This is a genomic window from Pseudomonas sp. MYb185, assembly GCF_002979975.1.
In the GTDB taxonomy this organism is placed as follows: Bacteria; Pseudomonadota; Gammaproteobacteria; order Pseudomonadales; family Pseudomonadaceae; genus Halopseudomonas.
The window spans coordinates 30733-56833 of the sequence record NZ_PCQD01000003.1; the positions used below are offsets into that span (position 1 = coordinate 30733).

General features: G+C 63.0%; 27 protein-coding genes and 1 pseudogene. 16 read left to right on the top strand and 12 right to left on the bottom strand.

What is annotated here, in order from left to right; genetic code table 11:
- The first annotated feature begins 12 nt into the window (after nt 1–12).
- Genes CQ007_RS19290 through CQ007_RS05060 form a run of 3 tightly spaced genes read left to right on the top strand, consistent with a single transcriptional unit; the run spans nt 13 to nt 3902 of the window.
- Nucleotides 13–2499 carry a phosphomannomutase/phosphoglucomutase gene (locus tag CQ007_RS19290; protein WP_105643851.1) on the top strand — a complete coding sequence of 829 codons (2487 nt, stop codon included), beginning with the start codon at nt 13–15 and terminating at the stop codon, nt 2497–2499.
- A 48-nt stretch (nt 2500–2547) separates the two neighbouring features.
- The gene (gene argB / locus CQ007_RS05055) at nt 2548–3453 is read left to right on the top strand and encodes an acetylglutamate kinase (protein ID WP_105643852.1); all 906 of its coding nucleotides are present in this window, start codon (nt 2548–2550) and stop codon (nt 3451–3453) included.
- Between the two features lie 5 nt (nt 3454–3458).
- On the top strand, nt 3459–3902 hold the full coding sequence (locus CQ007_RS05060; RefSeq protein ID WP_105644473.1) for a thioesterase family protein: 444 nt from the start codon (nt 3459–3461) through the stop codon (nt 3900–3902).
- 168 nt (nt 3903–4070) lie between these two features.
- On the opposite strand, the gene CQ007_RS05065 is transcribed toward CQ007_RS05060, so the two are convergent.
- Genes CQ007_RS05065 through CQ007_RS05080 form a run of 4 tightly spaced genes read right to left on the bottom strand, consistent with a single transcriptional unit; the run spans nt 4071 to nt 5735 of the window.
- Nucleotides 4071–4511, bottom strand: coding sequence for an OsmC family protein (locus CQ007_RS05065; protein ID WP_105643853.1), 441 nt, complete (start codon nt 4509–4511; stop codon nt 4071–4073).
- Nucleotides 4512–4520: 9 nt separating this feature from the next.
- Nucleotides 4521–4709, bottom strand: coding sequence for a DUF2892 domain-containing protein (locus tag CQ007_RS05070; protein ID WP_105643854.1), 189 nt, complete (start codon nt 4707–4709; stop codon nt 4521–4523).
- Between the two features lie 47 nt (nt 4710–4756).
- Complete coding sequence (locus tag CQ007_RS05075) at nt 4757–5173, bottom strand: hypothetical protein (protein WP_105643855.1); 417 nt, start codon at nt 5171–5173, stop codon at nt 4757–4759.
- Nucleotides 5174–5195: 22 nt separating this feature from the next.
- On the bottom strand, nt 5196–5735 hold the full coding sequence (locus CQ007_RS05080) for a rhodanese-like domain-containing protein (protein WP_105643856.1): 540 nt from the start codon (nt 5733–5735) through the stop codon (nt 5196–5198).
- Between the two features lie 184 nt (nt 5736–5919).
- Here CQ007_RS05080 and CQ007_RS05085 point away from each other — a divergent pair, with 184 nt between their 5' ends.
- The 6 genes and pseudogenes from CQ007_RS05085 to CQ007_RS19340 all read left to right on the top strand — a co-directional run.
- On the top strand, nt 5920–7248 hold the full coding sequence (locus CQ007_RS05085) for an NAD(P)/FAD-dependent oxidoreductase (RefSeq protein WP_105643857.1): 1329 nt from the start codon (nt 5920–5922) through the stop codon (nt 7246–7248).
- Between the two features lie 21 nt (nt 7249–7269).
- Entirely contained in the window at nt 7270–7644 is a 375-nt protein-coding gene (locus tag CQ007_RS05090) for a DUF5368 family protein (protein WP_105643858.1), read from the top strand.
- Nucleotides 7645–7800: 156 nt separating this feature from the next.
- Nucleotides 7801–7944: a hypothetical protein gene (locus CQ007_RS19165; RefSeq protein WP_256582205.1), complete on the top strand. Its 144-nt coding sequence runs from the start codon at nt 7801–7803 to the stop codon at nt 7942–7944.
- A gap of 128 nt (nt 7945–8072) precedes the next feature.
- A complete protein-coding gene (locus CQ007_RS05100; protein ID WP_105643859.1) occupies nt 8073–9116 on the top strand; it encodes an MBL fold metallo-hydrolase in 1044 nt (347 codons plus the stop codon).
- A 7-nt stretch (nt 9117–9123) separates the two neighbouring features.
- Entirely contained in the window at nt 9124–9393 is a 270-nt protein-coding gene (locus CQ007_RS19005; protein ID WP_177424280.1) for a hypothetical protein, read from the top strand.
- Nucleotides 9362–9579 (top strand): annotated as a pseudogene (locus CQ007_RS19340) (sodium-independent anion transporter); the annotation flags it as partial. The gene CQ007_RS19005 and the pseudogene CQ007_RS19340, both read left to right, overlap by 32 nt.
- An 87-nt stretch (nt 9580–9666) precedes the next feature.
- Here CQ007_RS19340 and CQ007_RS05105 read toward each other — a convergent pair.
- On the bottom strand, nt 9667–10263 hold the full coding sequence (locus tag CQ007_RS05105) for a DUF4124 domain-containing protein (protein ID WP_146114543.1): 597 nt from the start codon (nt 10261–10263) through the stop codon (nt 9667–9669).
- 39 nt (nt 10264–10302) lie between these two features.
- Complete coding sequence (gene pyrE, locus CQ007_RS05110; protein WP_105643861.1) at nt 10303–10947, bottom strand: orotate phosphoribosyltransferase; 645 nt, start codon at nt 10945–10947, stop codon at nt 10303–10305.
- 73 nt (nt 10948–11020) lie between these two features.
- On the opposite strand from pyrE, the gene CQ007_RS05115 reads away from it, so the two are divergent.
- The 6 genes from CQ007_RS05115 (at nt 11021) to CQ007_RS05140 (ending at nt 17520) form a co-directional block, all read left to right on the top strand.
- Nucleotides 11021–11800, top strand: a complete 780-nt coding sequence (locus CQ007_RS05115) for an exodeoxyribonuclease III (protein WP_105643862.1) — start codon at nt 11021–11023, stop codon at nt 11798–11800.
- Nucleotides 11801–11986: 186 nt separating this feature from the next.
- A complete protein-coding gene (locus CQ007_RS05120; protein WP_105643863.1) occupies nt 11987–13141 on the top strand; it encodes a cytochrome P450 in 1155 nt (384 codons plus the stop codon).
- 427 nt (nt 13142–13568) lie between these two features.
- Complete coding sequence (locus CQ007_RS05125) at nt 13569–14606, top strand: iron ABC transporter permease (RefSeq protein WP_105643864.1); 1038 nt, start codon at nt 13569–13571, stop codon at nt 14604–14606.
- Between the two features lie 2 nt (nt 14607–14608).
- A complete protein-coding gene (locus CQ007_RS05130; RefSeq protein ID WP_105643865.1) occupies nt 14609–15652 on the top strand; it encodes an iron chelate uptake ABC transporter family permease subunit in 1044 nt (347 codons plus the stop codon).
- Complete coding sequence (locus CQ007_RS05135) at nt 15652–16461, top strand: ABC transporter ATP-binding protein (RefSeq protein WP_105643866.1); 810 nt, start codon at nt 15652–15654, stop codon at nt 16459–16461. Before CQ007_RS05130 ends, CQ007_RS05135 begins: the two co-directional genes overlap by 1 nt.
- A gap of 111 nt (nt 16462–16572) precedes the next feature.
- Nucleotides 16573–17520 (top strand): iron-siderophore ABC transporter substrate-binding protein, encoded by a 948-nt coding sequence (locus CQ007_RS05140; protein ID WP_105644475.1) that lies wholly within the window; start codon nt 16573–16575, stop codon nt 17518–17520.
- 424 nt (nt 17521–17944) lie between these two features.
- Here the strand turns inward: CQ007_RS05140 and CQ007_RS05145 are convergent, their stop codons facing one another.
- The 3 genes from CQ007_RS05145 to rph all read right to left on the bottom strand — a co-directional run bounded on the left by CQ007_RS05145 (nt 17945) and on the right by rph (nt 20361).
- Complete coding sequence (locus CQ007_RS05145; RefSeq protein ID WP_105643867.1) at nt 17945–18967, bottom strand: AMP-binding protein; 1023 nt, start codon at nt 18965–18967, stop codon at nt 17945–17947.
- A gap of 239 nt (nt 18968–19206) precedes the next feature.
- Nucleotides 19207–19587, bottom strand: coding sequence for a DUF4870 domain-containing protein (locus CQ007_RS05150; RefSeq protein WP_105643868.1), 381 nt, complete (start codon nt 19585–19587; stop codon nt 19207–19209).
- A 54-nt stretch (nt 19588–19641) separates the two neighbouring features.
- Nucleotides 19642–20361, bottom strand: coding sequence for a ribonuclease PH (gene rph / locus CQ007_RS05155; RefSeq protein ID WP_105643869.1), 720 nt, complete (start codon nt 20359–20361; stop codon nt 19642–19644).
- Nucleotides 20362–20505: 144 nt separating this feature from the next.
- Here rph and CQ007_RS05160 point away from each other — a divergent pair, with 144 nt between their 5' ends.
- The gene (locus CQ007_RS05160; RefSeq protein WP_105643870.1) at nt 20506–21372 is read left to right on the top strand and encodes a YicC/YloC family endoribonuclease; all 867 of its coding nucleotides are present in this window, start codon (nt 20506–20508) and stop codon (nt 21370–21372) included.
- A 235-nt stretch (nt 21373–21607) separates the two neighbouring features.
- Here CQ007_RS05160 and CQ007_RS05165 read toward each other — a convergent pair whose 3' ends face one another.
- The 3 genes from CQ007_RS05165 to uca form a co-directional block, all read right to left on the bottom strand.
- Entirely contained in the window at nt 21608–21910 is a 303-nt protein-coding gene (locus tag CQ007_RS05165; RefSeq protein WP_105643871.1) for a type II toxin-antitoxin system RelE/ParE family toxin, read from the bottom strand.
- The gene (locus CQ007_RS05170; RefSeq protein ID WP_256582207.1) at nt 21910–22176 is read right to left on the bottom strand and encodes a type II toxin-antitoxin system Phd/YefM family antitoxin; all 267 of its coding nucleotides are present in this window, start codon (nt 22174–22176) and stop codon (nt 21910–21912) included. Before CQ007_RS05170 ends, CQ007_RS05165 begins: the two co-directional genes overlap by 1 nt.
- Before the next feature lie 243 nt (nt 22177–22419).
- Nucleotides 22420–26031, bottom strand: a complete 3612-nt coding sequence (uca, locus tag CQ007_RS05175; RefSeq protein ID WP_105643872.1) for an urea carboxylase — start codon at nt 26029–26031, stop codon at nt 22420–22422.
- Nucleotides 26032–26101: the final 70 nt, after the last annotated feature.

Sequence of the window (26101 nt, forward strand, 5' to 3'; positions counted from 1 at the left end):
CAAGAACCAGACATGAAACTGAAGAAACCCAACCTGAATCGCCCACCCAACGGCCTGCCCGGAACCCTGGTCCCGCTGCTGCTGATGCTCGCCGGCCTGGCCGCCGCGCTGGCGCTGTTGTGGCTGCTGCTGTTCGCGCCGGCCGCGGAGAACTACCGTCAGGAACTGGGCAGTGCCTATGCCAGCCAGCAGCAGAGCGCCCTCAACCGCAGCCTGGCACGCATCGATGCCGATCTGGCCCGGGTCGCTGCCAACCCGCAACTGCAGGTCACCCTGCAGCAGGGCGGCAGTGCAACCCTGGACCGTCTGCTGCATTACCAGTTCGCCGACAACCTGGCGATCTACACCCACCTGCCAGGCACCGCACGGATAACCGATGATGAGCAGGCACCACTGAGCTTTGCCGCGCTGGACATGATCCGCCGCGCCGAGCGTGGCCTGCCGGTGCCGGCGGAGGCCCATCGAGTCGGCGACAACTGGCGGCTGTACGCGGTCCAGCCCCTGCGCGCCTCGCCTACGGCGCCGATCGGCGGCACCCTGCTGGCGGTGTTCGACCTGCAGCGGCTGACTGCGGTACTGCCACAACTGCCGGTCGATGCCGGCCAGGTCTCATTGATCCAGCGCTTCCCCGGCGCACCGGCGCAAACCCTGTACCAGACAGGCAGCGGGCAGGCCCAGGCGCTACAGCTGAGCACCGATAACCCGGCCTGGAGCATCGAGTTCCGTGGTGGTGCGGCTATGGGTGCAGGTGCACCCAACCCCCTGCTGCTGGCAGCAGCCATATTGCTGGCCATGGCCGGTGCACTGGCCAGCCTGCTGCTCCTGCAACGCAGCTGGAGCAAGGCGCTGACCGCCGATACCGAAACCTTGCAGCAACTGACCCGGGGGCACAAGGCGGCCGGTCTGCAACTGGGCCCGCTGGAGCCCGTGGCGCAGAGCATCATGCAGTTGGCCAACCGCGCCAGCCAGAACCCGCCGCGGCAGCCCAGTGCCCCGGCAGCCACACCGGTTGCGACACCGGTTGCCCCCGTGCAGGAGCTGCCGCCGCTGGAAGACGTACTGGATATCGACATCCTCGACGAGCTGGCCGAGGAGCCGGAGACCGGTATCCCCGATCTGCCAGCGGAAATCTTCCGCGCCTACGACATACGCGGTGTGGTGGGCCGCACCCTGACCGCTGACTACGTCTACTGGCTGGGCCGCGCCATCGGCAGCGAGTCGCTGGATGCCGGCCAGCCCCAGGTGGCGGTGGCCCGCGACGGGCGCCTGTCCGGCCCGGAGCTGATGAGCCAACTCGTTCGCGGACTGTGCGACAGCGGTTGCCTGGTGGTGGACCTGGGCATGGTGCCTACCCCGGTGCTGTACTACGCCACCCATACCACCGATGCGACCTCCGGGGTAATGCTCACCGGCAGCCACAACCCGCCGGATTACAATGGCCTGAAGATCGTCATCGCCGGCCAGACGCTCTCCGGCGCACGCATCACCGCACTGCACCAGCGCCTGCGGGAAAATACCCTGCACCAGGGCAACGGCAGCTGCACCACACTGGATATTCTCGACAGCTACTGCCAGCGCATCGTTGATGACGTGCTGCTGGCGCGCCCGCTGAAGGTGGTGGTGGACTGCGGTAACGGTGTGGGTGGGGTGATTGCCCAGACCCTGATCGACCAGCTCGGCTGCGATGTCATCCCGCTGTACTGCGAGGTCGACGGCAGCTTCCCCAACCACCATCCTGACCCGGGCAAGCTCGAGAACCTGCAGGACCTGATCCTGATCGTCAAACAGCACAACGCCGACCTGGGTATCGCCTTCGATGGCGATGCCGACCGCCTCGGCGTGGTCACGCCCACCGGGGAGGTTATCTGCCCCGACCGCCTGTTGATGCTGTTCGCCGAGGATATAGTGACTCGCAACCCGGGTGCCGACATCGTATTCGACGTCAAGTGCACCCGCCAGCTACCGCAACTGATCAGCCGTCTGGGTGGGCGCCCGGTGATGTGGAAGTCCGGCCATTCGATGATCAAGGCCAAGATGCGCGAGACCCAGGCGCTGCTCGGTGGCGAAATGAGCGGCCATGTGTTCTTCCAGGAACGCTGGTACGGCTTCGACGATGGCCTGTACGCCGCCGCCCGGCTGCTGGAGCTGATCTCCATGCTGGCCGTGGATCGCGATGGCATCAACACCCTGTTCGGTCGCTATCCGACCGGCCTGAATACGCCGGAGATCAACCTGACGGTAGGCGAACAACGCAAGTTCGCCCTGATCGAGGCACTGCAGCACAACGCGGACTGGGGCGAGCAGGCACGTATTACCAGTATCGACGGCATCCGCGTCGACTATCCCGATGGCTGGGGCCTGGTACGCGCCTCCAACACCACACCGGTGCTGGTGCTGCGCTTCGAGGCCGACAGTGCCGCCGGGCTGGAGCGCATCCGTCAATTGTTTCGCAGTCAGCTGGCCGCCGTGGCCCCTGACCTTGAACTGAACAACCTGTGATGACCGGCCTGCCGGCGGCACAGAGATTCTGACCAGGAGAGAAGAACCATCATGTTGAGTCGTGACGCCGCTACCCAGGTATCCCGCATCCTGACCGAGGCGCTGCCGTACATCCAGCGCTTTACCGGCAAGACCATCGTCATCAAGTACGGCGGCAACGCCATGGAGAGCGAAGAGCTGCAAGCCAGCTTCGCCAAGGACATCGTGCTGATGAAGACCGTCGGCATCAATCCGGTGGTGGTGCATGGCGGCGGGCCGCAGATCGGTGATCTGCTCAAGCGCCTGAACATCGCCAGCGAGTTCATCGAGGGCATGCGCGTCACCGACAGCGCCACCATGGATGTGGTGGAGATGGTGCTCGGCGGCCAGGTCAACAAGAACATCGTCAACCTGATCAACCAGCACGGTGGCCAGGCCCTGGGCCTGACCGGCAAGGATGCCAACCTGATCCGCGCGCGCAAGCTCAAGGTCAGTCGCCGCACGCCAGGCATGGACAAGCCCGAGATCATCGACATCGGCCATGTCGGCGAGGTGACCGAGGTCAATGTGAACCTGATCAACCGGTTGATTTCCGATGACTATATCCCGGTGATCGCCCCGATCGGGGTCGGCGATGACGGAGTGTCCTACAACATCAACGCCGACCTGGTCGCCGGCAAGGTCGCCGAGGCGCTGGGTGCGGAGAAGCTCATGCTGCTGACCAACATCGCCGGGCTGATGGACAAGCAGGGCAAGGTGCTGACCGGCCTGACCACCGCCCAGGTCGACGAGCTGATCGCCGACGGCACCATCTATGGCGGCATGCTGCCGAAGATCCGCTGCGCGCTGGATGCGGTCCAGGGCGGCGTGGGCAGCGCCATCATCGTCGATGGCCGGGTACCCAATGCAGTGCTGCTGGAAATCTTCACCGACACCGGCGTTGGCACCCTGATCACCAATCAGCAACAGGAATGAATGCCATGCAACAGAGTGACTTCCGCTTCAGTTGCCCGCTACGCGTGCGCTGGGCCGAGGTTGACCCCCAGAGCATCGTGTTCAACGGGCATTACCTGAACTATGCGGACGTGGGCATCACCGAATACTTCCGCGCCCTGCGCCAGGCCAGTGACAACCCCGATATTCTCGGCAGCGACTTCTTCGCCGTGCGTACCGTGCTGGATTACCAGGCCCCGGCCATGTTCGATGATCTGCTGGACATCCATGTACGGATTGCCAGACTGGGCAACAGCAGCCTGCAGTTTCTGCTCGGCATCTACCGAGGTCAGGAGTTGCTGGTCAGGGGAGAGATTGTCTACGTCCACGCGGACATGGCAACCCGCCGCCCCCAACCCATAGGCGCGGCCTTCCGCGATGCCATCCTGCGCTACGAAGCCACTGCTCCGGAGGACGCCAGTCGTAGCTGAGGGGTATTCGCCGCGAGGACGCAGCTCAGCACCACGGGTTGGCGAGCGCCTGCTCGCCGACGGTTCGCGGCGGCTACAAGTCCGTCGGCGTAGCGCCGGCGCGCTACACCCCGTTCACATATCCCTGGTTTGCTGTGCGACGGCGGGCAATGCCCGCCCGCACCTGCCTCAACTGCCAGCCAACTCACTCTGCAAACGGGTGCCGTGCAGCAGATTGTCCGCCAGCGGGCAGCGCCGCTCCACTTCCTGCAGGAACTCCTCCTTTTGCGCCCTGGTCAAGTCCGCATCGATCTCCACCTGCAGGCGTAACGCCTGAAAGCCCGGCCGGGTATTGGCGTCACGCCCTAGCAGCCCGTTGGGGTCATAGTCGGCCTCAATAGCGAAGCGCATGCTCCGCAACTCGATCCTGCGCTGGTGCGCGAGAAAGCGACCGATGGTGCCGAAACATCCCGCCAGTGCCGCCAGAATCATTTCCAGCGGGGTCGGCCCGGCATCATTGCCGAATGCCGACCTGGGCTGGTCCATGACCACATGATGAGCCCCGCACTCGACCTCGACGGCGAACCCCTCGCCCAACCGCCCCTGTACCTTGATGGTTTTCAAGCTCATGTCAGCCCCCTATCGACGCTTGCCGGTGTTGATCTTCAACAACCAATAGCCCGGACAGAAACGGATAAAACCGGTCACCACCAGAATCAGCCCCAGCCAACCCCACCAGCCGATTACCCCGAACAGGCTCAGCCCGATCAACGCCAAACCGGCTACGATGCGCAGTAAGCGGTCAAGACTTCCAATGTTCACTTGCATGATTCCGTCCCTCAGCAGATTGTAACGAGCCAGACACCAAGCCGGGCTCAGAAACCGAACACCTTGCGGTTATCTTCCAGCAGGCTGCGTGCCATCGCATCGGGCGTCGCCACGCCAACACCGTCTTTCAATGCCTCCCTGGCATGACCACTGTTGGGCAGGTACAAGGCGCAGACCGCAGCTGTAGCACCCTTGCTCAGCGCCGCGGAAAGCAACTGGGCCGGCGTGACATCGTTCGGCTTCAGCGGCTCGCCTCCTGCCTCTTTCAGCGCCAGGTCGCCTGCCTTGTCGCACAACAGAATATCCACCTGCGCGCCCTGCTCCTGCATCTGGTTCGCCAGCACCATCGCCATGCCCTGAGTCATGCCACTGACATCACTCAGGATGACGGTCACCGGCCTTGCTTCGGCCAGCAGTCCAGAGCTTGCGCCCAGTAACACCAGCGCTCCAATTACTTTTTTCATCTTTACCTCCCATTTCCGGATTTCAGGGTCTGTAGATCTTGTCCGGGTTCATCTTCGGGCTCCAGGGCAGCCCCGAGTTCTGCCAGCCGTTCAGCAGACGAAAGCCTGCCCGCTCGCCATCCTTGATGCTGTCGCCCTGGAAGCCATGAATCACATAGCGGGCATTGGCAAAGCCGTTGTCACGCAGATACCGGGCACTGGGTTCACCGCGCTCGCTACCGGAGCGGCACAGGGTGATGATCTGCGCGTCCGCTGGCAGGCCACGACGCTCCAGTTCGGCAGCAATCTCGACGACGAAGCGCGGATTGCGCTCCAGTTGGAAGATGTCCCGCTCCCCGTTCCATGAGTTGCGATCCACAATCAGATAGGGAATGTTCACATGCACGCTGTCGGTGAAGCCGGTGAACATGATCTCCACGGGATCACGCACATCGACAAATAGAAAATCACCCTCTCCCGCTGCCAGCCGGGCCTGCACGTCCGCCGCCTGAACGCCGATTTCAACTGCCTGAATCTGGGCCGCCAACAAGCAACCCAGCACAACACCTGCCACTCTACGCATACCACCTCCCAGCCACACAGCGATTGCATCACCACAAACTTAAGGCATAACTAATTTAGATAAATCTAATAAACAAAGCAAGCGCACAACCTAAGCGGGCGCCATATTTCAGTTGATTCTAAATTAGATATTGCTAATATTTAAGATAAGCATGCCTGACTCGGATGCAGGGAGAAGCACAGCCATGAGCTACAACGACAACAACTCTTTGACTCGGCGCCGCTTTCTACAGCTAGGCACGCTCGGTACTGGCGCCCTGCTGTTGCCGCTGTCCACCGCCAATGCGGCACCTCAGAAGTTCAGGAGCTCGGCACGTATTGTCATCGTCGGTGCCGGTGCCGCCGGGCTGGCGCTGGCCTCGCGGCTGACCGCAAGCCTCGAAGGCGCCGACATCACGCTGGTCGACGCGCGTCGGGAACACTTCTACCAACCTGGTTTCACACTGGTGGCTGCCGGTATCAAGCCAGTTGACTACCCGGTGTCACGCACTGCCGACTACGTGCCCGAGGGAGTCAGGCTGGTGGTCGAGCCGGTCGCCGAGATTGACCCGGAAAGCAACCGGGTCACCACCGAGTCGGCGCTGCGTCTGGACTATGACTTCCTGTTTGTCGCCTGTGGCATGCAACTGGATTACGCCGCGATTGATGGCATGGATGTCCGCCGCATCGGCAGCAACGGCATGGGCAGTATCTATCACAGCCCACAGGGTGCGCATGCCACCTGGCTGGAAATGTCGCGGTTTGCCGACCGTGGCGGGGTGGCGGTGCTCCAGCGCCCGGATACCGAGATGAAGTGTGCCGGCGCGCCGCTGAAATACACCTTCATCGTCGAGGACTACCTGACCCGGCGCGGCACCCGCGCCCATTCGCAGGTGATCTACAACTCCAACAACCAAGCGCTGTTCAGCGTGCCTATCGTCTCGGAAAAGGTGCGCATGCTGTACCGCGAGCGCAACATTCAGATGAATTACGACCGCACCCTGCAGGCCATTGATCTGGACCGGCGCATTGCCACCTTCAGCAGCCCGCAGGGTAAGGTGCAGCTGGAATATGACTTCATCAACGTCATCCCGCCGATGAAGGCCCCGGACGTGGTGCGCAACAGCCCGCTACCCTGGCAGACCGGCGCCTGGGCCAATGAGGGCTGGATGGAGGTCGATCGCGGCACCCTGCGCCATGTACGCTACCCCAACGTATTCGGCATCGGCGATATCGCCGGGGTTCCCAAAGGCAAGACCGCCGCCAGCGTCAAATGGCAGGTGCCGGTGGCCATCGAACACCTGCTGGCGGACATCAGCGACAAGCCCACTGATGCGCTGTATACCGGATATACCTCCTGCCCGCTGATCACCCGGCTGGGCCAGGCGATGCTGATCGAGTTCGACTACGAGAACAATCTGATGCCCTCGTTCCCCGGCCTTGTAGCACCGCCGGAGGAGCTGTGGGTCAGCTGGGTAATGAAGACCATGGGACTCAAACCCACTTATATCAGCATGCTGCGCGGTCGCGCCTGAGCAGCCGGAGGAGACCGAACCATGAGTGAACTCGACCCTATCGTGCTGCTGGCAGTATTTCAGGAAATGCTTGGTGCACCGCTGCTGTGGCTGCTGATCATCCTCGGCATCATCCCGCCGCTGGCATTTATCGCCCTACTGCTGCGTGAACGCCGCCTGGTAGCCAGCCGCATGTTCTACAGCCAGACGGTCGGACTGCTCGGCGGCGGGCTGGCACTGGTGCTGATGGCCAGGGTGTCCTCCTCCGGCTTCACCGACGCCGGTGGTCCGGCGGACTGGCTGCTGATCGGGCTGATCTTCGGTCTGGGACTGGTCGGTACTACCCTGATGCTGTACAGCATTGCCGGCTGGGCGCAGGCGCTGCGTCGCGCCGGCCATCACCGCCCATCGGAGTAGGCATATGTGGGATCAACGCTACGCCAGTGATGAGTTCGTCTATGGCGCCCAACCTGTTCCTAGCCGAGCATGCACAGATATTGACCAGACCGGTGCTCAGCCAGGCCCAGCTCTCGCGCAACACCGGCGGCCCGAAGGATCCCGATATGCTGCTCGATGCAGAGAAACTCGCTGGGGGAGTTTCCCGGCTGCAAACTGCTGCTGTGCCGGGAATTGGAGCGCGAGGTGATCGAAGGCAGCCTGCATACCGGCATGGCCAGCGTGGTACAGCTGATCGCCAGAAACTGGAGATCGGAATAGTGTGACTGCAGACCGATGAGCCGGGTACCGCGCTTTCCCATTCCGCCGGCGACTTACAAACAGCATAAGACAAATCTAAATTAGATAGCGTTGAAAAATGCCTTATTCATATTCAGCGAGGATACAAGATGATTTTCCGGCAACTGTTCGATACCACTTCATCCACCTACACCTATCTGCTCGCTGATGAAGAACATCGTGAAGCGCTGCTGATTGACCCGGTATTCAGCCAGGCGGGACGCGACCTGGCATTGATCAACGAACTCGGGCTGAAACTGGTCTTGGTGGTCGACACCCATGCCCACGCCGACCATGTCACTGCGGCCTGGCTGCTGAAGCAGAAAACCGGATGCCGCATTGCCTCGGCCAGGGCCATAGGCGCTGAGCATGTTGACCAGCCATTGGATGATGGCCAGAGCTTCGGCGTCGCCGGCATCTCCCTGCTTGCCATTGCCACCCCCGGGCACACCAACGGCTGCATGAGCTACAGGCTGGATGACCCATCAATGGTGTTCACCGGTGATGCGCTGCTGATCCGCGGCTGTGGCCGCAGTGACTTCCAGCAGGGCAGTGCCGAGAAGCTGTATCACTCTCTTACCCAGAAGCTGTTCATGCTACCGGATACCTGCCTGGTCTATCCTGGCCACGATTACCAAGGCCGCACCGTGAGCAGCATCGGTGAAGAAAAGGCCTTCAATGTGCGAGTGGGTAATGGAGCGAGCGAGACTGACTTCATCGAGTTCATGCATGCCATGCGCCTGCCCCATCCGAAGCTGATTGACGAAGCGGTACCGGCCAACATGCGCAGCGGCTGCCCGGAGGACGGCAAAGTCCCTGCCGTTCCCGACTGGGCGGACATCCGCATGACCTACGGCGGCGTGCCGGAGATCGATGCCGATTGGCTGCAACATCACCTGGACAGAGTCACCGTGCTGGATGTGCGCTTGAATGAAGAAGCGACCGACTGCAGTCTCTCCAGCAAGCTGGTGGATATCCATATTCCTCTCGACCAGCTGCGTGAGCGAACGGCGGAAGTGCCCAGCGACATGCCGGTGGTTACCCTGTGTCGCTCAGGCCGCCGCTCGGCATTGGCGGTGACCATTCTGCAGGAAACCGGTTTTGACCGGGTCGCCAGCCTGAGTCATGGACTCATGGGCCTGACCCAGGCTTGAAGGTTCGATGACAACTGATCGCCTGTCCCGCAGTCTACCCTGCACCCACTGGCTGCGACGCTACAACCGCAGCCTCTCCGGTCAGGATGCAATGACGGTAATCATCGTGCCCCTGATGCTGATCCCCCAGAGCCTGGCCTACGCCATGCTCCGGGCTCTATACCAGCATGCTGCCCCTGCTGCAGTATGCCCTGTTCGGCACCAGCAGTACCCTGACGCCGGTGTCAGCGTGGTGGACAATGTTCCTGCCGGCCATATGCGAACGGCTGCGGGATGAGCATATCCAGCTACACCTGTCAGAAGTGAAGAGGCCGGTGATGGATCAGCTGCGCCGCTCACAGTTTCTCGACAGCTTGGGGGGCAGGTTTTCCTCAGCAAGTATGAAGCGCTGCTGGCGCTGGATCCGCAGACGACCCGACTGGCTCAGGACAATAAGATCGCCGCGCCCAACAAACCGGTGTAAAGATAACCATGGCAGGCAAGTCAAGCTGCTCCCAGCGACAGGCGCAACGCAGGTTCAGCACACCTTTCAGCGATACGTGGAACGAAATCAGTCAGCCAGCAGCTGCGACAGGCGCTGGCGGCGCTCGGCAAAGGCGCCATTGACCGTATCTATTTCCTTGCGGTTGCTGGTGATCTGACGCTGCAGGCGGCGCTGTTCCGACTCGATCTCCTGCAATTGCTGCAGCAACTGCCGGTCCACCTCGCGGCCGGCACGCTCCTGCGCGGCGGCGCGACTCTGCAGATCATCGCGCTGGGCCTGCAGGGTCAGCAGGCCGGCGTCGGCGGTGGCGATCAGGTTCTCGATCTGCTGGATCTGCCGGCCATGGGCGCGGTCCAGATCCGCCAGGCTGGAATACAGACGCAGCAGGGTTTCATCGGCACTGTTGCGGCGCCGCTGTTCGAGCTCGGCGGCACGCGCTGCCTCCAGCTCCTCGCGGGTCGGCGCGGCCGGCACCACCTGCTTGACCCGGCCATCGCTGTCCAGCACCTCATAGCCGCGGCTGACATACTGCGGCGGTACGCTACGGTCCAGCACCGTGACGCCCTTGTCATTGATATAGCGATACAGCTCGGAAGCGTCAGCACCAATAGCCACACCACCGAGCAGCATTGCCAATGCCTGGTATCCAATCCTTTTCTGCATAACGGGACCACCCTGTCCTGACTGTTGACGGCCTCCCGATCAGATGCCGTACTGCTCGCGATACGCCTGCACCGCAGGCAGATGTTTGCGCAGTTGCGCATCATCCTCAAGGAAGGCCAGGATCTGCGTCAGCGAGACGATGCTGACGACCGGGATGCCGAAATCACGCTCGACTTCCTGGATCGCCGACAGCTCACCCTTGCCGCGCTCCTGCCGATCCAGCGCCACCATCACCGCCGCCGCTTCGGCCCCGGCGGCCTGGATGATCTGCATCACCTCGCGGATCGCGGTACCGGCGGTGATCACGTCATCGACGATCACCACCCGACCCTCCAGCGGCGCCCCGACCAGCGAACCACCTTCACCATGGTCCTTGGCCTCCTTGCGATTGAAGCAGTATGGCAGATCGACATCAAAGCTGTCAGCCAGGGAAACAGCGGTAGCGGCTGCCAGCGGGATGCCCTTGTAGGCCGGGCCGAAGAGCATGTCGACGTCCTTCGGGCCGCTGTGAATCAGCGCCTGGGCATAGTAGCGTCCCAGCCGAGCCAGCGCGCTGCCGGTATTGAACAGGCCGGCGTTGAAGAAGTAGGGACTGGTGCGACCCGACTTGAGGGTAAACTCGCCAAAGCGCAACACGTTCCGGTCCAGCGCAAACCGAATGAATTCCCACTGATATTCGTGCATCTATTACCCTCGTCGTTAACAAAAACCGCTTCAGCTCGGGTATCATACACGCACGTTTTTGAGGGAGCCATGTATGCGAATCATCAGTCTGAATGTCAACGGTGTCGAGGCCGCTGCGGCCCGGGGGCTGTTTGACTGGCTGCGCACGCAGGATGCGGACGTCATCTGCCTTCAGGACATACGTGTTACCGCTCCCGAGCTGGAACAGGACCCCTATTGGATCGAAGGCTACTGGCAATACTGCTTCGAAGCCGAAGTGCCCAGCCAGGGCGGCGTGGCCATCTATACCAAAACCGCGCCCAAGGCCATCATCATGGGCCTGGGCTTCGAGCTGGCCGATCGTTATGGTCGCTATATCCAGGCGGATTTCGACAAGGTCAGCATCGGTTGCCTGCTGCTGCCATCGGGTCGCGACGGTGACGTCAGTCTGAACCAGAAATTCAAGTTCATGAACGACTTCACCACCTACCTGCACAAGCAGCGCCGCAAGCGCCGCGAGTTCATCTATTGCGGCTCGCTGCACACCGCACACCTGAAGCTGGACGTGAAGAACTGGCGCGACTGCCAGCACCAGCCGGGCTTCATGGCACCAGAGCGGGCGTGGATGGATGAGATCTTCGGCAGCCTCGGCTATGTCGATGCCCTGCGTGAAGTCACCCGCGAATCGGACCTGTACAGCTGGTGGCCCGACAGCGAACAGGCCCAGGATCTGAACCTGGGGCTGCGCTTCGACTATCAGATTCTCACTCCCGGCCTGCGGCGCTTCGTCAAACACGCCAGCATCCCGCGCAAGGTGCGCTTCTCCGAGCACGCTCCGGTGATCATCGACTACGATTGGGTGCTGAGCATCTGACGCCGTATTGTCGCGGCGGCCCCTGCTTGCCGCCGCGATTCCCTGCCCCTGATTCTCCGGCGTTCTTGATAGCGATCAAATACTGATCACCCCTTGCCGTGCTAAATTGAACCGTACTTGATAACACCCATTCCTATATGAACAGCCTGCCCGCCCTGCCGGTGCGGCATTCCCGTGGAAACGCCTATGTCCAACTCCCCGAAACAGGATTGGGCTCCCCAATCCGACGCCGTATTGCGTGACCAGCGCGCCGCCTACGACCATATGCGCGAACAATGCCCGGTCGCCTACAGCGACTATGCCCAGTGGAGCCTGTTCCGCCACGCCGATGTCAGCCGCGTCCTGCTCGATCACCACAGCTTCAGCAACCGGGTGTCCCGGCATATTTCCGTACCCAATGGCATGGACCCGCCGCAGCACACCGCCTACCGCGCCATTATCGAGCCCTATTTCAGCGCCGAGCGCATGGCGCTGTTCGAGCCGGTATGCCGGGAGATCGCCGAGGATCTGGCAACCACCGCCCTGCACCGCGATCAGATCGAACTGATGGCCGAGTTCGCCCAGCCTTTCGCCCTGCGCATCCAGTGTGCCTTCATGGGCTGGCCACTGACCCTGCAGGAGCCGCTGATCGACTGGGCCAGGCGCAACAACCAGGCCACCCTGCTGCGCGACCGCACCTTGCTGGGCACGCTGGCGGCCGAGTTCGAGGCCTTGATCGCCGAATTGCTGGCCGTCCGCCGAGGGGCCGACGCCACCCCCGGGGATGACCTGACCAGTGCTCTTCTGCATGAGCGAATCAATGGTCGACCACTGAATGATCAGGAGATCACCAGCATCCTGCGCAACTGGACGGTCGGTGAAATCGGCACCATCGCCGCCTCGGTGGGCATCCTCGCGCAGTTCCTGGCAGCCCACCCCAACGTGCAGCAGCAGTTGCGCAGCGACCCCGGGCTGCTGTGGCAGGCCAATGATGAAATACTGCGCATCCACGGGCCGCTGGTGGATAACCGCCGGCGCACGACCTGCCCAGTGCAGATCGGCGGGCGCCAGATCGCTGCCGAGCAGCGCATCACTCTCAACTGGATCGCCGCCAATCGCGACCCGCAGGTGTTTCCCGAGCCGGATACCTTCTCGCTGGAGCGCGACCCGGCACAGAACCTGCTGTATGGCGCAGGCATCCATGTCTGCCCCGGCGCGCCCCTGGCCCGCATGGAACTGGTGATCGTCATGCGCAGCCTGCTGCAGCACAGCCGCAAGCTCAGCTTGCTTACCGAACAACCCGCCACTCTGGCGATCTATCCTTCCAGCGGCTACACCAGCCTGCCACTGCGCCTGCGCTGACGCCCCATGGATTGCCATGCCCTTCGGGCTCGCAATGACGGATGAGAAGACCTGGGCAATGGACACCTCACTCCTCCCGTCATTGCGAACCGCAAAGCGGTGAAGCAATCCACCTGGCACGGAGTAACCAGCCGTAGAAGCCACCGCCCGACCATTATCTACCCCTACAGGGGGGCGACAATGGTGGCACGGAGGCGTATGATAGCGACTGATATCGCTTCCCATTATCATAACAATTCCACCACCGGTCACCGGGCCTGCAGGCGTTGCGCCGCATCCTCCAGCACCGGCACTGCGATCCAAAACCAAGCGGGCCGACGCCTCCCCTTCGCCTCTGACACTCCCGGGGCCCGGCCAGCTTTCTGACAATCAGTGATGCAGCCAGCACCGGCTTGATCGGTGCGGTTGAGGATGCAATTACAGAGCAATGGCAAAATCCGCGATCAACCTGCCTACCTATCAGTGGACCGTCCTGGCTGGTGGTACGGCGTTCCTCCTGGTCCTGCTCATGTTGTCCATGACCACCGGCGCCGGGGTCTACGGGGCAACAGAGGTTCTGGGCTATCTGCACGGCGACCCGACCAGGCTGGCCGATGACAAGCTGGCCATGGTGATCAACACCCTGCGCCTGCCGCGCACCCTGGCCGCGCTGGTGGTCGGCGCCAGCCTGGCGGTCGCCGCTACCCTGCTGCAGAGCGCCACGCGCAATCCGCTGGCCGAGCCGGGCCTGCTCGGCGTCAATGCCGGGGCGGTAATGGGGCTGGTGCTGGGGCTGATCTTCTTCGGTGTCGAGTCGACCTGGGGTTATCTGGTCTGGGCCAGCGCCGGCGCCCTGCTCGGCAACCTGGTGGTGCTGGGCATCGGCCTGATGCTGGGCCAGGCCAGCCCGCTGAAACTGATCCTCGCCGGGGTGGCGCTCAGCGCCGTATTCGGCGGTATCTCCAACTATCTGCTGCTGGCCAACCAGACCGCACTGGAGCAGTTCCGCTTCTGGAACCTGGGGTCGCTGTCGGCCTCGGAGCTGGATGCCGTCGGCGCGATCACCCCGGTGGTGCTGGTCGCCCTGGCCCTGGCGGTCATGCTCTGTCGGCAATTGACGCTGATGCAGATGGGCGACGCCCAGGCCAAGGCGCTGGGTATCCAGACCACCCGGGTGCGCATCGGCGTACTGGTAGCCTCCACCCTGTTCACCGCCTGCGCCATTTCGATCGCCGGCCCGATCGGCTTTATCGGCTTTCTGGCCGCCTACTGCGGTCGCCTGGTCGAGCCGGTGGCACTGATCAAGCAGATGCTGTTCTCCGCACTGTTCGGCATTCTGTTTCTGCTGGGTGCAGATATTCTGGCACGCTGGGCAATCCAGCCCTACGAGATGCCGGTCGGTACGCTGCTGGCGGTGATCGGCGCGCCGGCCCTGATCGCCATCGTGCTGCGCGGCGGCTTCCGTTCCCTGCTGTCGGTGAAATGACCATGAATACCGTCCTTCCCACTGGTGTCTGGCGCCTGCAACTGGGGCGCGCCACCCTGCTGCTGCACCGGCGCACCTGGCTGATGACACTCTTGATGCTCTGTGCCCTGCTGCTGATGTTCGTGCTGTCGGTCAGCCTCGGCTCCGGCAACATGGGCGTACGCGACGTGGTGCTCACGCTGACCGGCAACGGCAGCAAGCTGCAGGAAATCATGCTGTACAAGATCCGCCTGCCGCGGGTCGCCGGGGTGATAGTGGCGGGGCTGGCCATGGGCATGGCCGGCTGCCTGATCCAGACCCTGGTACGCAACCGGCTGGCGACCCCGGACATGGTCGGGGTCAACGAGGGCGCCTCGCTGGCGGTCATCGTGTTCGCCATCTATCTGACCCTGGGCGCCTGGCCGTGGTGGGCCTCACCGCTGGGCGCGGCACTGGCCGCCGCGGCGCTGTTCGTGTTGTGCCAGCGGCCAGGGGAACAGGGTTACCTGTTCATCGTCATCGGCATCGCCATCTCCGAGCTGTTCAATGCGCTGGGCGAGTTCGCCATGTCCACCCAGCCGCTGAGCCATCTGACCAGCATCTATTTCTGGACCATGGGCCACTTCGCCCATGCCAGCTATCAGGCGATCAATCCCATCGTGCTGATCCTGTTGCTGCTGTGCCCGGCGATGGCCCTGATCAACCGGCCGCTGGCGCTGTTGCGCTTCGGCGATGCCACAGCGCGCAGCCTGGGCGTCAACGTGCCCCCGATCCAGCTGGGCATCCTCGGGCTGGCGATCCTGATCGCCTCACTGGGCACCGCCATCGGCGGGCCGGTGGTGTTCATCGCCATGGCCGCACCGATCCTCGCCTCCTGGCTGGCCCGGGACAATCTGGCGCCGATCTGGCTGGCGGCGGTGTGCGGCGCGGTGTTGCTGCTGGGCAGTGACATCCTGGTGCGCGTGCTGGCCCAGCCCAATGAGATTCCCACCGGGATCATGACCCGCATCCTGGGCGGCTTCCTGCTGCTCTTCCTCCTGATCAAAGACAGACAGTGGTCCGACTGATGACAGTACTGCATGCGCGCAATCTGCAATTTGGCTATCACGAGAAAGGCGTCCTGCACGACATTTCCTTCACCCTGCCCAGGGGCAAGCTGGTAGGCATCGTCGGGCCCAATGGCAGCGGCAAGTCCACCCTGCTCAGGCTGCTGGCCGGCCAGTTACCGCTGCAACAGGGCGAGGTGGATATCCATGGTCAGCCGCTGGGCAGCTTCTCCACCAAGTCCCTGGCCCGCCAGTTGGCCTTTCTGCCGCAGCGTCCGGTGATGGCCGATGGCATCCGCGTCGAACAACTGGTGCAATATGGTCGCCACCCGCATCAGGGCTGGTTCAGCCAGTGGAGTGACGAGGATGCCCGCCAGGTGGCCCGGGCGCGCGAGCTGATGCAGCTCGGCCCGATCTGGCAGCGCATCGCCTCGTCGCTGTCCGGTGGCCAGGCACAACGTGCCTGGCTGGGCATGGTTCTGGCGCAGAATACCGACCTGATCCTGCTCGACGAACCCACCAGCGCGCTGGATATCGGCCTGCAAACCGAGGTGATGGAGTCCATCCGCCAGATCACCGGCGAGAACCGCACGGTATTGCTGGTCATCCATGATCTGGGCATGGCAGCGCGCTACTGCGATGAACTGATCGCCCTGGATGCCGGCCGCATCGCCGCCATGGGCCCGGCCCGGGAGGTGATCACCAAGGATCTAGTCGACCGCCTCTACAGTACCAGCGTGGACATTCTCGCCGCGCCGGGTGACGGCGCACCGGTGATCGTGCCGCGACGACGGCCTCTCTCAGCGGACAGCGCAGCCAAGGCCAGCTAGCGCCGGACGATACAAGGTGAGACAAAATGCCCCATAATGATAATGGTTACCAATATCATCATGGAGTACCATGGTCGCTTCTTCCCAACCCACATTGCACAGGATCGCCCAATGATCAAAGCAACCACCTGGCGCTATGCGCTATTCCTGCTGGCCGGTCTCGCCAGCCTCGGCGCACTGGCCGAGGCGCGCCAGGTCGAAGACGCCATGGGCAACCAGATCATGGTCCCGGACCAGCCGCAACGTATCGTCACCCTCAGCGAGGTGGATCTGGACGTAGCGCTGGCGCTGGGGATCACTCCGGTGGGCACCACCGACGGTCGCGGCCAGACCGCACCGCCACGCTATCTGCAGGGGCGGCTCACCGAACAGACCCGTTCCCTCGGGCTGCTGGCCAATCCCAACCTGGAAACCCTGCTCGAGCTCGAACCGGATCTGATCCTCACCGGCCCGGTCACTCCCGAGCAACTGGCCATTCTGAACGAGATAGCCCCGACAGCAGTGTCCTACACCCAGGGCGAACCCTGGCGGGACTCCACCCTGCGGGTGGCCAATATCCTCAACCAGGAAGCCGAGGGCCAGCAATTACTGGAGCGCTATGAAGAGCGGGCCGCCCAGGGCCGCGAACGGCTCAAGGAGCATCAGGGCGAGAGCATCAGCATCGTGCGCTGGAACCCCAAGGGGCCGGCCTTCATGCTGCGTGACTCCTTCGCCAGCACCATTGCCAAGGACCTTGGCCTGGTCCGGCCACCCCAGCAGCAGCAACCCGGCCCGACCCACTCCATGCCGTTGAGCCTGGAATCACTGGACGTGCTCGATGGAGACTGGATGGTAATCGGTACCCTGGCGCCGGTCGGCGAGGCCGTGGATGCCCTGCGCCAGGCCGAGAAAACACCCATGTATCAACAGCTCGGCGCCATCAAGAGCGGCCATTACCATGCAGTGGATGGCTCCGTATGGACTTCCTCCTTTGGCCCGCTGGCGGCAGAGCAGGTCATCGAGGATATAGAAATACTGATCCTCGGCGACCAGGCGCAGGTTGCCAAAGCCAACCAGTGACGTCGGGTTGTCGCGCCCCTGCGCGACGACAGGGCCGGGGCTGCGGCAGGCCGCTTGGCGTAGCGCCCGAACGCGGACCGGGGCGCTACACCCCAAACAGCACGATGCCGCAGCCGGCTAGCCGGGCGAGGCCACTGACAGCAGGCAGGTTATCGGGTGACGTCGGGTTGTCGCGCCCCTGCGCGATGCAGGGCCGGAGCTGCGGCAGACCGCTTGGCGTAGCGCCCGAACGCGGACCGGGGCGCTACACCCCAAACAGCACGATGCCGCAGCCGGCTAGCCGGGCGAGGCCACTGACAGCAGGCAGGTTATCGGGTGACGTCGGGTTGTCGCGCCCCTGCGCGACGACAGGGCCGGGGCTGTGGCAGACCGCTTGGCGCAGCGCCCGAACGCGGACCGGGGCGCTACATCCCGGAAAGATCGGCTAGCCGGGCGCGACCGCTGGCGACAGCGGTCGGCGCAGCAGGACGCGGGGGTGGCCCGCTGCGACCATGTCCACATAACCCACCCGGCTGGCGCCGGCCGGAGTGCCGTAGCTCGGCAGCCAGGCTGCTGGGTAGCTCAGGTCGGTTGGTAAATCCATCAACTCGATACGAAAGCCGCAACGCCGGCGTTGCTCGTCCAGCGCGCCATCCAGTTGCGCATCGCTGCACAGCGCCAGCATTCCGCGGTGACCACACCAGCCGGCCCCGAGCAACCGACGCCAGAACGGCCCATCACCCTGCAAGGTATTGATATCCGGTCGCCGCCGCAGCAGCGCCGCCAGGGCTTGCGGCTCACGATGCAGGCGCGCGGGGGCAATCTCCAGATAGCCCCCGACCCACAGCGGCCCGAGCATCTCGAGCAGCGCAGCGGTATCGTCGAGGACCGTCGTGAACAGCCAGCGGCTGCCGGTGCAGGCCTCGATACGCTCGCAGGTTTCCTGCAGAAACAGGGCCAGTGCCCCGCGCGCAATCACCCTGCCCTGCCGCTGTTCATCCCCTTCATGGCGCAACAGCAGGCAGGCCGGCAGGTCATCGTCCTGTTCAGGCCAGCCCTGCGGTGCGCACCACCCCGGCCGCAGGACATGCACCGGCATGGCAAAGACGCGATGCAACGGTGTGGTCGCCAGGACCAGACGCACCCGCGCCTGCCGCGCTGCCCTGTTCAATCGCGACAGCGGCAGCTCCGGTTCCAATGGCACGAAACAGAGTCCGGCGCGGATGCAGGCGAGCACTGCTGCCAGCAGCTCAGGCGAGCGATCCAGGTACAACCCCACCCGGTCCCCGGCCCGCATGCCGCACCCGGCCAGTTGCTGAGCGATATGCGCCGCACGTCCGGCCAGCCGCTCATAGCTCCACTGTTCATCGTCACAGCCCAGGACAGCCAGCTCGGCGTACTGCCGGCACACCGCAGCCAGCCGTGGACTGAGTGACGTTTCGTCTGACAGATCATCGAACCCGAGCATGCTGAGCCCCTCTCGCCTGGGTGAACTGCCGAGGGCACGACCCGGCAAATCACCTTCTTAAATAAGAATGATTAGCATTTACTATAAGAAGGTAGCCGCTCCTCACGCCAACGTCAATCGGCGCAGAAGGCTTTATTCAATCACGCACACGACACTGCCCTGCGTGGCAGCAGCATGCAGAGGGTAACCGGGGGAGTATGGAGCAGGAGGCTGGCTACCCAAGGGCAGCCAGCCCGGAGTTACTTGATCAGCCGCAAGCAGAACGGATAACGGTAGGGCACCCCTTCATTGGCCTTGATGGCAGCGATGATCATCAGCACCACGGCGCCGACCACAACCACCCCGATCAACACGAAGCCGATCGCCACCAGCATCAGCAACAGGCAGACCAGTGCGGCAATCAGCACGGTAATCTGGAAGTTGAGTGCTTCCTTGCCCTGCTCATCCACATAGGGATGCAGATCCTTCTTCAGCTGCCAGATGATCAGCGGACCGATCAGGCTGCCGATCACCGGCAGGAAATACCCCAGGAATCCCGCCAGATGCGCGATCATCGCCCACATCCGTGCGTCACGATCAGGCTCTGTCACCTCGATGCGGGATTGATCAATGTCCACCATATCCTGCACTCCTCATGTTGTTGGTCCTGTTGAGAATAGCCGAACAACGGGAACTCAGTCTTCCAGTGCAGCCAACTGTTGCGCGAACAGGTCAGTGATGCCGTTGCGCGCCAGCTCCAGCATCGCCGTCAGCTCCTCTGGGGTAAAGGGCGCTGCCTCGGCGGTGCCCTGCACCTCGATAAAGCCGCCCTGGTCGGTCATCACCACGTTCAGGTCGGTACCGGCCGCGGAGTCTTCCGGGTAATCCAGATCCAGCACCGGCACGCCCTGGTAAATACCGACCGAGATCGCGGCGATCATCTGTACCGCAGGCATTTTCTTGATCGCACCGCGCTGCTTCATCGCCCGCAAGGCATCCACCAGAGCCACACAGGCGCCGGTGATGGACGCCGTGCGCGTGCCGCCGTCGGCCTGAATCACATCGCAGTCGATATAGATGGTGTTCTCGCCCAGGCTTTTCAGATCCACCGCCGCGCGCAGCGAACGGCCGATCAGCCGCTGGATTTCCAGGGTGCGACCGCCCTGCTTGCCCTTGCTCGCCTCACGCTGCATGCGCTCACCGGTCGCCCGGGGCAGCATGCCGTACTCGGCAGTGATCCAGCCCTGCCCGGTGCCGCGCAGAAAACGTGGTACGCCGGCCTCGACACTGGCGGTACAGATGACCTTGGTATCACCGAATTCGACCAGCACCGAACCTTCGGCATGCCGGGTGTAATGGCGGGTCAGGGTTACCTGACGCATCTGGGCTGCTGCGCGGCCGCTGGGTCGTTTCATTTTCAAGATCCTTGTACTGCATGTGTGAGCCGCGATTATACGGGCCCGTCATGGCTAACAACAGCCACTGTACCCCCGCATCAGTGGACGGAGTACAATGCCCGCCTGATAAAAAGACACATTCAGAGAGTAAGGGGTTTATCGATGGTTTACAGCATGACGGCTTTCGCCCGCAGCGAACTCAGCACCGACCAGGGCAACCTGGCGTGGGAACTGCGCTCGGTCAACCATCGTTACCTGGAAGCCACCCTGCGCCTGCCCGAAGCCTTCCGCGAACTGGAAGGCCCACTGCGCGAACGCCTGCGTAAACAGCTGGCGCGTGGCAAGGTCGAATGCACCCTGCGCTTCAACCCTACCACCGATACCAGCCAGGGCCTGAGCCTGAACCAGCCGCTGGTCGCGCAACTGATTGCCGCCGCCGGGCAGATCGGCAGCCAGCTCCCCAGCCCGGCGCCGATCAACCCGCTGGAACTGCTGGCCTGGCCCGGCGTACTGACCGGCGCCGAGCAGGAACAGTCACAGCTGGTCAAACAGGCCGACCAGCTGTTCAATCAGGCGTTGGAGCAGCTCAAGGAAAGCCGCGCCCGGGAAGGTGCCGAATTGCGCGCCCTGATCGAGGAGCGTCTGGACAACATGGCCGAACGGGTCGCCACCCTGCGCGAGATGATGCCGACCCTGCTGGACGCCCACCGGCAGAAGCTCATCGACCGCTTCAATGAAGCCAGACTGGAACTGGACAATACCCGCCTGGAACAGGAACTGGTGATGCTGGCACAGAAGATCGACGTCGCCGAAGAGCTCGACCGCCTCACCACCCACATCAGCGAAACCCGCAACGTGCTCACCAGCAACGCCGCCATGGGCCGGCGCCTGGATTTCCTCATGCAGGAATTCAACCGCGAGGCCAACACCCTGGGCTCCAAGGCCATCGATGTACGCAGCACCCAGGCGGCGGTGGATCTGAAGGTGTATATCGAGCAGATGAGGGAGCAGGTGCAGAATATCGAGTAGTCCCCACAACCGTCCACACGCGACCATAACCCAAGGACCCGCCTGGGAGCTTTGCAGATGGTGGAGGTCTTTATCTGGTAGTGCCTAAAGCCGGTCGGGCTTATTGGAGGCTGCACTCAAGATGAAGCAACACCGTGAAGGCATCGATCCTCTTGTCGCAAAACCACGGGCCAAGCACGACTCCATTCGCAGCGTGGATGACCTGTTTGCAGACTGGCATGAAGGCACAACATTTTCAGCGCCCCTGCAGATGCTCCGTTGGCACCATCCGCTGATGCAGCATAGCAAATATCACTAGCTGCTTCTTTTCCAACCGGTAGTAGAGCATGTGACTACCATACGGAAAACTGAACACCCCTTCACCCACATCCAGCCTGACCAACCCCTGACCGGGAAACTCGGCTAATAGCTCCATGGCTTCCCTCGCGCCCTGCAGGTACTTTCTGGATTGCTCCTGCCCCCAGGTATTCACTGTATAACGGCGGATAGCCTTCAGGTCTTGTTGTGCATCACGTGTTAAACGAAAGCCAAACGCCATCAGTCATCGCTTCCCTGCAGCAACTGATCAAAGAACTCCCCGCCATCAATTGTCTCTCCAGCCGCAATCTGCTCCTTGGCGCGCTCCGCTCTCAGCTGTAGCAGCTCCAGCTTCAATTCCTCACTGCTGACATAGTCCTCAGCTGCAACCAGTACTGCCACCGGCTTGCCATGCTTGCTGATGTGTACCGGCTCTCGCTGAGCCTTCAGCAACACCTCACCAAACCGAGCTTTTGCTTCGTTCGCTGTCATTAGGTTCATGGCCATCGTCTCCCACTAAACCCCAACATTATAAAACCATGCGCTTCGGACGAAACGCACGAAACGAATGAATCGTCCGCTTCGTGCAGAGTTTAGCACAACCTATGGTGTCTGGATGTGCATCCAGGTCGATACACCGTATCACTACGGACTCAGATTAATCCGGAGGCAGGCTCCGAAAACACAGCACACACGCTTGAAAGCGCAGTGGAATCAGCCTGCTGGCATGGGGATGTGTTTGAAAGCGGCTCAGGCCTGCTCCAGCACCACCACCCGCTGACCAGCGCGAACCGGCGAGCCCGGTTGCACATGCACCTCGCGCACCACGCCGGCACAGGGTGCGGTCAGCGGAATTTCCATCTTCATCGACTCGAGGATGACCAGCACATCCCCCGCCTCGACCTGCGCGCCGGCTTGTACCTGAACCTGCCAGAGATTCCCGGCGATATGGCTTTCGATGCTGTACTGCCCGCTCGCCAGCGGCTTGTCCTCGCTCTGCTCGGGTGCCGCTTCCTCGCTTTCGTAGTTCGCCTGGCCGGACTCGATCCAGCGCTGGCGCTCGGCGGCGAAGGCAGCGCGTTGCTGATGGCGGAAGCTGGCAATGCCTTCCGCCTCGCGTTCGAGGAAGGCCTGGTAATCCGCCAGGCACAACTCGCTCTGCTCGATGGCCAGCTCGAACCGGCCCAGCGGGAAGTCGCGCCGGATGCGCAGCAGTTCTTCGGCCGAGACCGGGTAGAAGCGGATCTGGTCGAAGAAGCGTAACAGCCAGGGCTTGCCGGCAAAGGCCGCGACATCGCGGTAGCGGTTCCACATCTGCAGGGTACGACCGACGAACTGGTAGCCCCCGGGGCCTTCCATACCGTATACACACATGTAGGCGCCGCCGATGCCCACCGAGTTCTCCGCGGTCCAGGTGCGCGCCGGGTTGTACTTGGTGGTCACCAGGCGGTGCCGCGGGTCCAGTGGGGTTGCCACTGGCGCACCGAGATAGACATCGCCCAGCCCCATCACCAGATAGCTGGCGGCGAAGACCGTGCGCTGTACCTCATCCAGGTTCGGCAGGTCGTTGATGCGGCGGATGAACTCCAGGTTGCTGGGGCACCAGGGGGCGTCCCTGCGCACCGTGGTCATGTATTTCTCGATCGCCAGCTGGCAGGCAGGATCGTCCCACGACAGGGGCAGATGAACGATACGCGACGGCACCTTGAGGTCGCTGGTGGCGCACACCCGATCCCAGAGAGCGGTGATGCTATCCAGCAGCGTCGCCAGCGGCAGCCTTTCCGGTTGATAGTGCACCTGCAGCGAGCGGATGCCCGGGGTGAGGTCAATGACACCCGCCAGGCCTTCGTTCTCCAGGGCCTGCATCAGCGCATGCCCACGGAATCGCAGCACCAGGTCGAGCTCCGCCGCACCTATCTCCAGCAATAGGTGAGTATCCCCCGACAGGCGCGCCACCAGGCGCTTGTCGGCCTCGCCGATATCGAGCACGATCGGCGAAGTCAGTGTCGGCACCACCGGTTTCACTGAGACCGGTACCGCAGGCGCGACCAGGCTGGCGCATTCCTGGTTGAGCGCCTGCGCCAGCTGGCGGGCAGTATCGATCTCGACAGCGACAAAGCGCACCCTGTCACCGGCCTTGAGCTGGCCGAGCTGCCAGAGGTCGGCCTCGATGATGGTCACCGGACAGACGAAACCACCCAGGCTCGGGCCATCCGGGCCGAGAATCACCGGCATGTCACCGGTGAAGTCCACGGCACCGATGGCGTAGGGGTTGTCATGGATGTTGGAGGGGTGCAGCCCGGCTTCGCCGCCGCTGTCACGCACCCATTCGGGTTTTGGCCCGATCAGCCGGACACCCGTGCGGCTGGAGTTGAAGTGCACCTCCCAGTCGGTAGCGAAGAAGGTCTGGATATAGCCCTCGGTAAAGTATTCCGGCGCGCCGTGCGGCCCATAGATCACCCGGATCTCGCGCACCTCGGCCAGATCACTGTATTGCGCCGGCAACAGGCTCGCGCCATGGCTGGCGTCCTCCAGCCGGGGCAGATGCAGTACATCCCCGGCGCGCAGGGCACGGCCACCGTGGCCGCCGAACTGACCAAGGGTAAAGGTGCTCTTGCTGCCGAGATAATCCGGCACCACCACCCCTCCCCGCACACACAGGTAACTCCGCGCGCCAGCGCCGGCAATGCTGCCGCAGCTGAGTGTGCTGCCGGCCTTGACCAGAATGGCAGTCGCCATCGGCTGCTCGACCTCGTCGATCTTCAACCCGATGACGGCGCCGGTCACCGCAACCACCGCATCGGTATTGAACCGCAGCACAGGCCCGCTCATGGTGATTTCCACGGCCGCCGCGCCCTCGGGATTGCCAAGCAAGCGGTTGCCCAGGCGCAGCGCACGGCTGTCCATTGGACCAGAGGGTGGCACGCCCACAGCCCAGTAACCCAGGCGACCAGGAAAATCCTGCACGGTGCTCTGCGTACCCGCACTCAGCACCTCGACCGTGTCTGCCCGATAGACCATCTGCTCCAGGCAACGGGTCCAGGGTTCACCGCTGGCGAAGGGGGTGGCATGGAGAATCTGCCGCAGGTAGTCGCGATTGCATTCCACGCCGTACAGCAGGGTCTCCTGCAGCGCTTCGCCCAGTGCCTGTCTGGCGGCTTCCCGGTCTGGCGCCCAGCTGATGACCTTGGCAATCATCGGATCGAACCAGGCCGGTATCTCGCACCCGCTTTCGACCCAGGTATCGATGCGCAGCTGTTTGCCGTCAGCCGGGGGGAACGCCACTGCCGTCAGCAGGCCCGGACTCGGTTGGAAGTCGCGGCCCGGGTCCTCTGCATAGACGCGCGCCTGAATCGCATGCCCCTGGGGGGCGAGCGCCGCGGCCAGTTCGGTCAGGGGCGGCAGCTCTCCGGCGGCAAGCTCGACCATCCAGCGCACCAGATCCACGCCCCAGACCTGTTCGGTTACGCCGTGCTCTACCTGCAGACGGGTATTCACTTCCAGAAAATAGAACTGCTCGGCCTCGCTGTCGTAAACGAATTCCACGGTCCCGGCGCTGCGGTACCGCACCGCCCTGGTCAGCTTGATTGCAGCGGCGCAGAGTGCCTCGGCCATGCCGGTCGGCAGGTTGGGTGCCGGCGTCTCCTCCAGCACCTTCTGATTGCGCCGCTGCACCGAGCAATCGCGCACGCCCAACGCCAGCACTTCACCGTTGCCGTCGCCGAATACCTGGACTTCAAGGTGACGGGCGCGCTGTATGTATTTTTCGATGAATACGCCTGAATCGCTGAAGTTGTTCTGCCCCAACCGCTTGACCGCCTCGAACGCATCGGCCAGCTCCTGCGCGCTGTTGCAGACACGCATGCCGATCCCGCCGCCGCCAGCGGTGCTCTTGAGCATCACCGGGTAGCCGACCTGTTCGCCGGCCTGCAGTGCGGCGTCGATATTCTCCAGCAAGCCGGTGCCTTCCAGCATCGGGATGCCATGTTCCCTGGCCAGGGCACGCGCGGTGTGCTTCAGGCCGAACAGTCGCAGCTGTTCGGGCGTGGGGCCGACGAAGGCAATCCCGGCCGCTTCGCAGGCTTCGGCAAAGGCGGCATTCTCGGACAGAAAGCCGTAGCCCGGGTGAATGGCTCCGGCGCCGGTGGTGCGGGCGATATCCAGGATCTTGTCTACTGCCAGATAGGTCTGGCTCGCCGCTCCTTCACCGAGACCGTATGCCTCGTCCGCCTGGGATATATGCAGACTGGTGGCATCGGCGTCGGCATACACGGCGACGCTTCCGACATCGAGCGTGCGCAGTGTGCGCAGGATGCGGCAGGCAATGGCACCACGGTTGGCGATCAGCAGTTTGTCGAACATGGCAGTTTTCCCTCGACAGGGTTGGCGGGCCGTCCCGCTTTTTTCGTCTGCGCCACGGTCGTCCGTGGCT